Source organism: Luteimonas lutimaris, from assembly GCF_039537065.1.
GTDB classification, from domain to species: Bacteria; Pseudomonadota; Gammaproteobacteria; order Xanthomonadales; family Xanthomonadaceae; genus Luteimonas; species Luteimonas lutimaris.
In genome coordinates this window covers 200,162-209,559 of sequence record NZ_BAAAZU010000006.1, presented here as the reverse complement: position 1 = coordinate 209,559, position 9,398 = coordinate 200,162, and the positions used below count along the sequence as shown (strand labels likewise).

The 9,398-nt window shown below is 70.6% G+C and carries 10 protein-coding genes; all 10 read right to left on the bottom strand.

Annotated elements, in window-relative coordinates:
* Positions 1-99 precede the first annotated feature (99 nt).
* Complete coding sequence (locus ABD679_RS07530; RefSeq protein ID WP_344759341.1) at positions 100-459, bottom strand: PilZ domain-containing protein; 360 nt, start codon at positions 457-459, stop codon at positions 100-102.
* Positions 456-1,433 carry a DNA polymerase III subunit delta' gene (locus tag ABD679_RS07525; protein WP_344759340.1) on the bottom strand — a complete coding sequence of 326 codons (978 nt, stop codon included), beginning with the start codon at positions 1,431-1,433 and terminating at the stop codon, positions 456-458. The genes ABD679_RS07530 and ABD679_RS07525 overlap by 4 nt, the downstream gene beginning before the upstream one ends.
* Positions 1,430-2,089, bottom strand: coding sequence for a dTMP kinase (gene tmk / locus ABD679_RS07520; protein WP_344759338.1), 660 nt, complete (start codon positions 2,087-2,089; stop codon positions 1,430-1,432). Before tmk ends, ABD679_RS07525 begins: the two co-directional genes overlap by 4 nt.
* Positions 2,086-3,141 (bottom strand): endolytic transglycosylase MltG, encoded by a 1,056-nt coding sequence (mltG, locus tag ABD679_RS07515; protein ID WP_344759336.1) that lies wholly within the window; start codon positions 3,139-3,141, stop codon positions 2,086-2,088. Before mltG ends, tmk begins: the two co-directional genes overlap by 4 nt.
* 81 nt (positions 3,142-3,222) lie before the next feature.
* Positions 3,223-4,575: an aminodeoxychorismate synthase component I gene (locus tag ABD679_RS07510; RefSeq protein ID WP_344759335.1), complete on the bottom strand. Its 1,353-nt coding sequence runs from the start codon at positions 4,573-4,575 to the stop codon at positions 3,223-3,225.
* A gap of 300 nt (positions 4,576-4,875) precedes the next feature.
* Positions 4,876-6,111 (bottom strand): beta-ketoacyl-ACP synthase II, encoded by a 1,236-nt coding sequence (fabF, locus tag ABD679_RS07505; RefSeq protein ID WP_344759334.1) that lies wholly within the window; start codon positions 6,109-6,111, stop codon positions 4,876-4,878.
* A 178-nt stretch (positions 6,112-6,289) separates the two neighbouring features.
* Complete coding sequence (acpP, locus tag ABD679_RS07500) at positions 6,290-6,529, bottom strand: acyl carrier protein (protein ID WP_027081355.1); 240 nt, start codon at positions 6,527-6,529, stop codon at positions 6,290-6,292.
* 155 nt (positions 6,530-6,684) lie between these two features.
* Positions 6,685-7,428, bottom strand: a complete 744-nt coding sequence (gene fabG / locus ABD679_RS07495; RefSeq protein ID WP_344759333.1) for a 3-oxoacyl-ACP reductase FabG — start codon at positions 7,426-7,428, stop codon at positions 6,685-6,687.
* A gap of 113 nt (positions 7,429-7,541) precedes the next feature.
* Entirely contained in the window at positions 7,542-8,483 is a 942-nt protein-coding gene (gene fabD, locus ABD679_RS07490; RefSeq protein WP_344759332.1) for an ACP S-malonyltransferase, read from the bottom strand.
* 78 nt (positions 8,484-8,561) lie between these two features.
* The gene (locus tag ABD679_RS07485) at positions 8,562-9,359 is read right to left on the bottom strand and encodes a BUD32 family EKC/KEOPS complex subunit (RefSeq protein WP_344759331.1); all 798 of its coding nucleotides are present in this window, start codon (positions 9,357-9,359) and stop codon (positions 8,562-8,564) included.
* Positions 9,360-9,398 lie beyond the last annotated feature (39 nt).

The window sequence follows — 9,398 nt, the reverse complement described above, 5'->3', positions numbered from 1 at the left end:
GACACCCGGTTGCATGCCCCTTCCAGTTGCCTGTCACGGCTTGAAAGAGCTCGCGGCTGAAGCCGCTCCTACATGGGCTCCGGGATGCGCGGCGGCGCTTTACATCGTATGCGTCGGCTTGTCCGCGCCCAGCGCGCCGGCGAGCAGGGTTTCGATCCGGCCTTTCACCGTCTCGCCCTCGGGCGTGTCGGCGAACTGCACGCCCACGCCCGCGGTGCGGTTGCCCTGGGCGCCGGTGGGCGTGGCCCAGACGACCTTGCCGGCGACCGGCAGGCGCTCGCTGGACTCGGGCAGGGTCAGCAGCAGGAACACCTCGTCGCCGAGGAAGTAGCGCTTGGGCGTGGGCACGAAGATGCCGCCGTGCTTGAGGTATGGCATGTAGGCCGCGTAGAGCTGCGCCTTGTCCTTCACCGCCAGCGACAGGATGCCCTGCCGTGCGCCGCCTGCTGTCGTGCTCATGCCCTGCCCCTTTGCCCCGCATGGGTGCCGTCGTCGTCGCGCCAGGCCAACAGCAGCTCGGCGACCGCCAGGTCGGCGCGCACCGTGGTCCGCAGCAGTTCGCGGGTGCGGTTGGCCGCGTCGAACCAGGCGGCCAGCTTCCGGATTCGCGCCGGCGTGGTCAAGTTCGCGGCCTCGGCCAGGGCGAGGTCGGCGGCGTGGCCCAGGCGCATCGCCGCGTCGTCGCCGCTGGTCCAGCGCTGCGCGGCCTCGACCGCGCCCAGTTCGCCGCGCGCAAGCTTCGCCAGGTCCGTGGCGACTTCGCGCCGCAGCGCGATGCCGCCGTCGCGCAGCCAGGCGTCGGCCAGTCCCGGATGGCCGCGCGCGGCGTCCAGCGCCTCGTCGGCGGCCTTGCGCGCATGCCCCTGCGCCTGCAGCCACGCCTGTGCTTCCTCGCGCGGCGGCAGGCGGAACTCGAGCCGCTGGCAGCGGCTGCGGATGGTGGCCGACAGCCGCTCCGGGCGCGCAGTGACCAGCCACAGGTAGCGCCCGGGCACCGGCTCCTCCAGCGTCTTGAGCAGGGCGTTGCTGGCGGCGTGGTTGAAGGCGTCGGCCGGGTCGATGATCGCGACCTGCGCGCCGCCGAACTGCGGCGTCAGACCCAGCTGCTCGGACAGCGTGCGGATCTGGTCGATGATGATCTCGGTGCGCAGCTTCGTGCCGTCCTTGGTCGGCACGAACGAGATGTCCATGAAGTCCGGATGCGAACCGGCGGCCATCAGCTCGCAGCCGCGGCAGCGGCCGCACGGTCCGCCGCCGGCCACGGGCCGGGTGCACATCAGGCGCCGCGCGAGCTGCAGGGCGACGGCGTGCTTGCCCAGGCGCGCCGGCCCGCAGAACAGCTGCGCGTGCCCCAGCCTGCCGGCGTCGAGCGCCGCCGCGGCGTGGTCGTGCACGCGCTGCTGCCACGGCGCGAAGTCCGGCCCGCTGCTCATGCCGCCGCGTCCCGCCACTCGCGCAGCCGCGCGACGGCCTCGGCCGCGACGGCTTGCGCGGGCTGCGAGGCGTCGATCACGCGGAAGCGCGCCGGCTCGCCGTCGGCGCGCGCGCGGTAGGTCGCGCGTACGCGTTCGAAGAATTCGTCGCGCTCGCGTTCGATGCGGTCGGGGCCATTCGCGCCGCGCGCCAGGTCGCGGCCGCGGGTGCGCTCGCGGCCCTGGGCGATGTCCACGTCCAGCAGCAGGGTCAGTCCGGGCTGCAGGCCGACCACGCGGCGCTCGAGTTCGGCGATGAGGCCCGCATCGAGGCCGCGCCCGCCGCCCTGGTAGGCGTAGCTGGAATCGGTGAAGCGGTCGCAGATCACCCACGCGCCGCGTTCGAGCGCCGGCAGGATCGTCTCGCGCACGTGCTGGGCGCGTGCGGCGAACATCAGCAGCAGTTCGGTTTCGGCCGCCGGCGGCTCGTGCCCGGGGTCCAGCAGCAGGTCGCGGATCATTTCCGCCAGCGGCGTGCCGCCGGGTTCGCGCGTGCTGACAACCTCCGCGCCGTCCTCGCGCAGGGCGTCGCGCAGCGCGTGCAGCACCGTGGTCTTGCCGGCGCCCTCGCCGCCTTCCAGCGACACGAAGCGCGGATGCGATCGCAGTCCGGTCATTTCGGCCCGTACTGCGCGCGGTAGCGGCGGATGTACTCGCGCACGGCGGCCTCGTGTTCGGCCAGCGTCTTCGAGAACACGTGCCTGCCGCTGCCGTCGCCGACGGCGACAAAATACAGCGCGTCGCCGTCGGCCGGGTGCGTCACGGCCTTCAGCGCGTCCGCACCAACCATGGCGATCGGCGTCGGCGGCAGGCCGTCGCGGGTGTAGGTGTTGTAGGGCGTGTCGGCAAGCAGGTCGACCTTGCGCAGGTTGCCGGCGTAGGTGCTGCCCATGCCGTAGATCACGGTGGGATCGGTCTGCAGGCGCATGCCCAGCTTCAGCCGGCGCAGGAATACGCCGGCGATCTGCGGCCGTTCGTCGGCGATGCCGGTTTCCTTCTCGACGATGGAGGCCAGCACCAGCGCTTCCTCCTTCGACTGCAGCGGCAGGTCCGCGTCGCGCGATTGCCATGCGGCGTCGAGCGCCTTGTCCAGCGCGGCGTGGGCGCGGCCAAGCAGGGCCAGGTCGGTGTCGTTGCGGGTGTAGACGTAGGTTTCGGGCAGGAAGCGCCCTTCCGGATGCTCGCCGGGATGGCCGAGCTTCTCCATCAGCGCGGCATCGTCCAGCTCCGCGGTTTCCTGCCTGAGCGGCGTCGCCTTCGCCAGCGCCGCACGCAGCTGGCGGATGTTCCAGCCCTCGACGATGGTGAAGCGGTACGACAGCACCTTGCCGTCGCGCATGGCCACCAGCAGCGTGCGCGGCGTGGTGCCGGGTGCGAGCGGATACTCGCCGACCTGGATCTTCCCCGCCGCCTTGAGCTGGCGCGCGAGCAGCTGCCATTCGAGCTCGTGGCCCTCGCGCACGCCCTGGTCGCGCAGGCGCTGCAGCACCCTGGCGAACGAGTCGCCGCGCTCGACCACCAGGCTTTCGCCCGCCTCCAGCCCGGACAGCGGCGCGTCGACGAAGCCGGTGTAGCGGTCGTAAGCCCAGTAGGCGAACGCGCCCACCAGCAGCGCGGACAGGATGAAGAAGATGCGCAGGCCGCGGCCGCGCTTGCCGGTGGCGCTCATGGTCGGCCGCCCGTGGTGATGATGTTCGAAAGCATGGGGTGCAGGATACCGTGGCCGCCGCCGCTGCGGCCGGCCCGCGCGCTACAGGCCGAGCGCCCGCAGCATCCCGCGGGCCTTGGCCCGGGTTTCGTCCAGTTCGCGTGCGGGATCGGAGTCGGCGACGATGCCGGCGCCGGTGCGGAAGCGCAGCTGCCGGCCCTCGATTTCGGCGCTGCGGATAAGGATGTTCAGGTCGAGGTCGCCGTCGCGGTTCAGCCAGCCCATGGCCCCGGTGTAGGCGCCGCGACCGACCCTTTCCAGTTCGGCGATCACCTGCATGCAGCGCACTTTGGGGCAGCCGGTGATGGTGCCGCCGGGAAACACCGCACGAATCACGTCGCCGGGTGTGGCATCGGCGCGCAGCCGTCCACGCACGTTGCTGACGATGTGGTGCACGTGGGCGTAGCTCTCCACCGCCATCAGTTCGTCGACCTCGACGCTGCCGGGCACGCACACGCGGCCGAGGTCGTTGCGCTCCAGGTCGACGAGCATCACGTGTTCGGCGCGCTCCTTGGGGTGGCCAACCAGCTCGTGGATGCGGGCCGCGTCGTCGTCGCCGGCGAAGCGCGGGCGGGTGCCCGCGATGGGGCGGGTTTCGGCCACGTCGCCGCGCACGGAAACCAGGCGCTCGGGCGACGCGCTGGCCACGGCCCAGCCGTCGCCGGCAAACAGGCCGGCGAACGGTGCCGGGTTGAACTCGCGCAGGCGCGCGTGCAGCCGCGCCGGGTCCAGCGGCGCTTCGAATTCCGCGTTCCAGCCGCGCGACAGGTTGGCCTGGAACACGTCGCCGGCGGCGAGGTAGTCGAGGATGCGGGCGACGCCGCCGGTGAAGGCAGCCGGGAGGTCTTCGCCGCAGCGATGCGGCGGCTGCCACGGCGGCAGCGGAGGCAGCGCGCGCGCGGAATCCGCATCGGCGTCGATGCATGCGAGCAGGTCCTCGCGGCCGGCCTCGGCCACCGCCACGCATTCGCCGGTGGCGCGGTCGCGCAGCACCGCGGCCGGACAGCGCAGCGCCAGCGCGACCGGCAGCGCGCCGGGCGCCGCCGGCAGCGAGAGCACCGGCTCGACCTGCGCGGCGAGTTCGTAGGCGAGGAACAGCGCCCAGCCGCCGCGGAAAGGCCAGCGCGGTTCTTCGCGCGGGAGTTGCAGGCGCCGCCATTGATCGTCCAGCGCGGACAGGAAATCGCCCGGCACTTCCCTGCCACCGGCGTCGCGCACGGTGCCGTCGACGTGCAGGGCCAGCGATTCGCCGTTCGCGACGAGCAGCATGTCCCAGCGTCCCTGCGCGGTGCCGTGGGCGGCCGATTCGAGCAGTAGCGGATAGCGCGACGGCGCCAGCCGGTGCAGGGCCAGCAGGTCGGTGGTCTCGGGAGGGAGCGTTCGGGTGACGAGCATCTGCGCGGCTTGCCTCTCACACGAAATGGGACGCCGCAATCGCCGGCGTCTGCAAGTTCCTCATTCCGACAGGACCCGCCCTCGAGCCATTCAAGATCGAGGGCGGAAATCCATTTCAATTGCCCGACCCGCGTCGATCCGTGTTCATCCGTGGCACGAACTGCTCCGGACTTTGCTTTGGATGGGCCGACGTCCATGGATTCCCGCTCGCGCGGAATGACCGGATCGGGGAAGTTCGCGGGGATGACGGCCAGACGAACTGCCGCCGTGAACCGCTTGCCCCCGGATGAGCCGCGCGCCTCAGATCCGCCGGAACACGAGCGAGCCGTTCGTCCCACCGAAGCCGAACGAGTTCGACATCGCGACGTCGACTTGCTTCTCGCGCGCGGTGTGCGGCACGTAATCCAGGTCGCAGCCTTCGGACGGGTTGTCGAGGTTGATCGTCGGCGGGATCACGCCGGTATGCAGCGCCATCGCCGAGAACACCGCTTCCACGCCGCCGGCTGCGCCGAGCAGGTGGCCGGTCATCGACTTGGTCGAGCTGACCATGGTCTTGTAGGCGTGGTCGCCGAGCACGCTCTTGATGCCCATCGTTTCGGCGAGGTCGCCTTGCGGCGTGGAGGTACCGTGGACGTTGATGTAACCAACCTGGGAGGGATCGACGCCGGCGTCGCGGATCGCCGCGGCCATGCAGCGCGCACCACCCTCACCGCCTTCGCTGGGCGCGGTCATGTGGAACGCGTCGCCACTCATGCCGAAGCCCGCGAGCTCGGCGTAGATGCGCGCGCCGCGCGCCTTGGCGCGTTCGTACTCCTCGATCACCAGGATACCGGCGCCATCGCCCATGACGAAGCCGTCGCGCTCGACGTCCCAGGGGCGTGAAGCGCGTTCCGGCTCGTCGTTGCGCGTCGACAGCGCCTTCATCGCGCAGAACCCGCCGAGCGAGGTGGGGGTGGTAGCGTATTCGGCGCCCCCGGCGATCATCGCCTCGGCCTCCCCGTACTGGATCATGCGCATCGCCAGGCCGATGTTGTGGGTCGCGGTCGTGCAGGCGGTGACCGCGGCGATGTTCGGCCCCTTGGCGCCGGTCATGATCGACACATGCCCGGCGATCATGTTGATGATCGTGCTGGGCACGTAGAACGGCGAGATCTTGCGCGGGCCGCCCGCCGCGTACTTGAGCGTGGTCTCCTCGATGCCATGCAGGCCGCCGATGCCGGCGCCGATCGCCACGCCGATGTTCTCGGGATCGGCGGCGATGTCGAGGCCGGCGTCCTGGATGGCCATCATCGCCGCCGCCACGCCGTAATGGACAAACGGGTCCATCTTCTTGACATCCTTCGGCGCGATCCAGGCGGTGGGATCGAAGCCCCTCACCTCGCCGGCAATGCGGGTGGGGAACGCGGACGCGTCGAAATGGGTGATCGGGCCGATGCCGGAACGGCCGTTGACGATGCCGTCCCAGCTCGCCTCCAGGCCGTTGCCGACCGGGGACAGGATGCCGAGACCGGTGATGACGACGCGACGCTTGGACATTGCTGGCTCCGTTTCGGATTCGGTTGCGATGCGCGCGCCGCGTCGCGGCGGATGCGCGCCGGAAACGCCCGAGGCCGCAAGCGCGGCCCCGGATTGTCACGACGCGGCGGCAGGAAGCGCGTGCTCCCTGCCGCCGCAGGGCCCGGCGCTGGCGCCGGGCTTGGGCCCCCACAAGGGCTTATGCCTTGACGTGGGCCTTGATGTAGTCGATCGCCTGCTGCACCGAGGTGATCTTCTCGGCTTCCTCGTCGGGGATCTCGCACTCGAACTCTTCCTCGAGCGCCATCACCAGCTCGACGGTGTCGAGCGAGTCGGCACCGAGATCGTCGACGAAGGAAGCGCTGTTGCTGACTTCTTCTTCCTTGACGCCCAGTTGTTCGACGACGATTTTCTTGACGCGTTCTTCGATGCTGCTCATTGGTTGTTGGCTCCGGTGGAGGCTGTTGCGGTGGATAGTGTAAGGGAAAGCCGGGCCATGGACACGGCCCGTCGGCTTCCTTTTCGTTCAAGGGCTTGCGCCCCGTTTCTTGCGGAGGTTCTCGCCTCGCGAAGCGGCTTTCGCCGGCCCGAAGGTCACGGCATGTACATGCCGCCGTTGACGTGCAGGGTTTCGCCGGTGATGTAGGACGCCTCCGGGCCGGCCAGGAACGCCACCGCCCGCGCGATGTCCGACGGCTCGCCCAGGCGGCCGAGTGCGATCTGCTGCACCAGTGCTTCCTTCGACGCCTCGGGCAGGTCGCGGGTCATGTCGGTGGCGATGAAACCGGGCGCAACGACGTTGACGGTGACGCCGCGCGAACCGATCTCCTTCGCCAGCGACTTGCTGAAGGCGATGATGCCGGCCTTGGCCGCGGCATAGTTGGCCTGCCCCGCGTTGCCGGTGACGCCGATGACCGAGGCGATGTTGACGATGCGGCCGCGGCGCGCCTTCATCATCCCGCGCATCACCGCCTTGCAACTGCGGTAGACGCTGGTCAGGTTGGTGTCGAGGATCGCCTGCCAGTCCTCGTCCTTCATCCGCATCAGCAGGTTGTCGCGGGTGATGCCGGCGTTGTTGACGAGGATCGAAACCGCGCCGATGTCCTTGCCGACGGCATCGACCAGCGCCTCGATGGCGCCGGCTTCGTTGACGTCGAGCCTGCGGCCATGGCCGCCCGACGCGGCCAGGCGTTCGCCGATCGCGTTCGCGCCGGAATCGCTGGTCGCGGTGCCGATGACGGTCGCGCCGCGCGCGGCCAGTTCGTCGGCAATCGCCGCGCCGATCCCGCGGCTCGCGCCGGTCACCAGCGCAACTTCACCCTGCAATACCTTGTCCATCACCATCCCTCAAAAAACTTTCGTTGCCACCGATGACGCCGATGAATGCGGACAAGGCCTTTTCATTGATGCCGCCCTGTCCGTGCGCATCCGCCGCATCCGCGGCTGACGATTCATTTCCATTCGGCCAGCGCGGCGTCGAAGTCGCCGACGGTGCCGAGCGCACGCGCGTCCAGCGACTTGTCGATGCGGCGCGCCAGCCCGGTCAGCACCTTGCCCGGGCCGCACTCGCCCAGGCGCGTGGCACCCATGCCGGCGAGCGCCTGCACCACGCCGGTCCACTGCACCGGCAGGTAAAGCTGGCGCACCAGCGCGTCGCGGATCGACTGCAGGCCGTCGTGCACTTCGGCGTCGACGTTCTGCACCACCGGCAGCGCCGGCACCTGCCACGACAGGCCGGACATGGTCTCGGACAGACGGTTGGCGGCTTCGCGCATCAGCGGCGTGTGCGAGGGCACGCTGACGGCCAGCTTCACCATCTTGCGCACGCCCTTTTCCGACAGCAACGCGAGCGCGCGGTCGACCGCGGCCGCGTGGCCGCCGATGACCACCTGGCCGGGCGAGTTGAAGTTGGCGGGCACCACGACCTCGTCGCCGGACGCCTCCACGCAGGTACTGCGCACGAGATCGTCGTCGGCGCCGATCACGGCGGCCATCGCACCGGTGCCCGCGGGCGCGGCGTCCTGCATCAGCTGGCCGCGGATGCGCACCAGGTGCGCCGCGTCGTGCAGCGACAGCGCGCCGGCCGCGACCAGCGCGGTGTACTCGCCGAGGCTGTGGCCGGCCAGCGCCAGCGGCGCCGCCCCGTCCTGCGCCTGCCAGGCGCGCCATACCGCCACCCCGGCGGCCAGCAGCGCCGGCTGCGTGTATTCGGTCCGGTTGAGCTGTTCTTCCGGGCCGCCCTGCGACAGCGCCCACAGGTCCACGCCGGCGCCGTCGGAGGCCTCGGCGAAGGTGTCGCGCACCTGCGGATGCAGCTCCGAAAGTTCGGCCAGCATCGCCAGAGACTGCGAGCCCTGGCCGGGAAACACGAATGCGAGCGTAGAAGCGGTCAAGCGCCGGTCCTGCGGAAAAAGCGAGCCGCGATGATACGGGCGAACCGGCGCGGTTGTCTGTACCCCGCCGTATGCCGCTCAGAACAGGAAATCGACGATATCCAGGTCGCCATCGCTGATCCAGTCCACCAGCAGCAGCGCCATCAGCAGGGTCCAGGTGGTCGCGGCGTGGATGACCAGGATCGAATGCGCGAGCGCGCGCGCCGAGCGCCCGAGCCAGCGGATGGCCAAGCCGAACCGGCGCAGGCGTTCGCCCACCCGGCGCACGTGCCGCGTCACTTCCCCCGGCGCGCTGCGGATCGACTCGGAGATGATGTCGGTCAGCGCTTCGGGCCGGCGGTCGTAATACCTGGACATGCCGAACGCGAACAGCACCCAGTCGCGGGCCTGGGCCTGTTCGAGGGTCATGACTTCGAGCGGATCCTCCTCGAAGTCGAGGAATCCGATGCCGCCCGCGCCCCAGGTGATGTTGCGCGGCAGCGGCTGGCCCAGGTAGGCCCCACGCGCATGTGCGGCCACGATCGCCGACACCGCGGCGCGCGTCAGTGCGTCGGTCGCGGCGGCGTCGCCGGCCGCTTCACGCAGCTGCGCCGCCAGGGTCCGGCCCATGTCGCTGATGCACAGCGCGCCGTCGGCCTCCGACAGCACTTCGGGAACACGCACGCCCTGCGCCCGCAGCGTGCGCAGGCGCCGCGCCTCGACCGCAAGCGCGCTGCCGCCGGCGTAGTGCGGCGGCGGGCGCAGCGCGGCCATGCCCAGCCGGCGGGCGACGGAATCGAGCGCGCGCAGGCCCACGCGACGACGGATGCGGCCGTCATCGCGATAGCGTTTTTCCCAGGCCTTGCGGCCTTCGATCGTCCTGCGTGTGACGGACATCGCGCACCTCGCTCGCTTGGCGCGCCACGCAATGCGCGT

Bases quoted from the DNA above. Each gene is read 5' to 3' on its own strand.
- ABD679_RS07530 (WP_344759341.1), bottom strand. From the start codon at position 459: ATGAGCACGACAGCAGGCGGCGCACGGCAGGGCATCCTGTCGCTGGCG.
- ABD679_RS07525 (WP_344759340.1), bottom strand. From the start codon at position 1,433: ATGAGCAGCGGGCCGGACTTCGCGCCGTGGCAGCAGCGCGTGCACGAC.
- tmk (WP_344759338.1), bottom strand. From the start codon at position 2,089: ATGACCGGACTGCGATCGCATCCGCGCTTCGTGTCGCTGGAAGGCGGC.
- mltG (WP_344759336.1), bottom strand. From the start codon at position 3,141: ATGAGCGCCACCGGCAAGCGCGGCCGCGGCCTGCGCATCTTCTTCATC.
- ABD679_RS07510 (WP_344759335.1), bottom strand. From the start codon at position 4,575: ATGCTCGTCACCCGAACGCTCCCTCCCGAGACCACCGACCTGCTGGCC.
- fabF (WP_344759334.1), bottom strand. From the start codon at position 6,111: ATGTCCAAGCGTCGCGTCGTCATCACCGGTCTCGGCATCCTGTCCCCG.
- acpP (WP_027081355.1), bottom strand. From the start codon at position 6,529: ATGAGCAGCATCGAAGAACGCGTCAAGAAAATCGTCGTCGAACAACTG.
- fabG (WP_344759333.1), bottom strand. From the start codon at position 7,428: ATGGACAAGGTATTGCAGGGTGAAGTTGCGCTGGTGACCGGCGCGAGC.
- ABD679_RS07485 (WP_344759331.1), bottom strand. From the start codon at position 9,359: ATGTCCGTCACACGCAGGACGATCGAAGGCCGCAAGGCCTGGGAAAAA.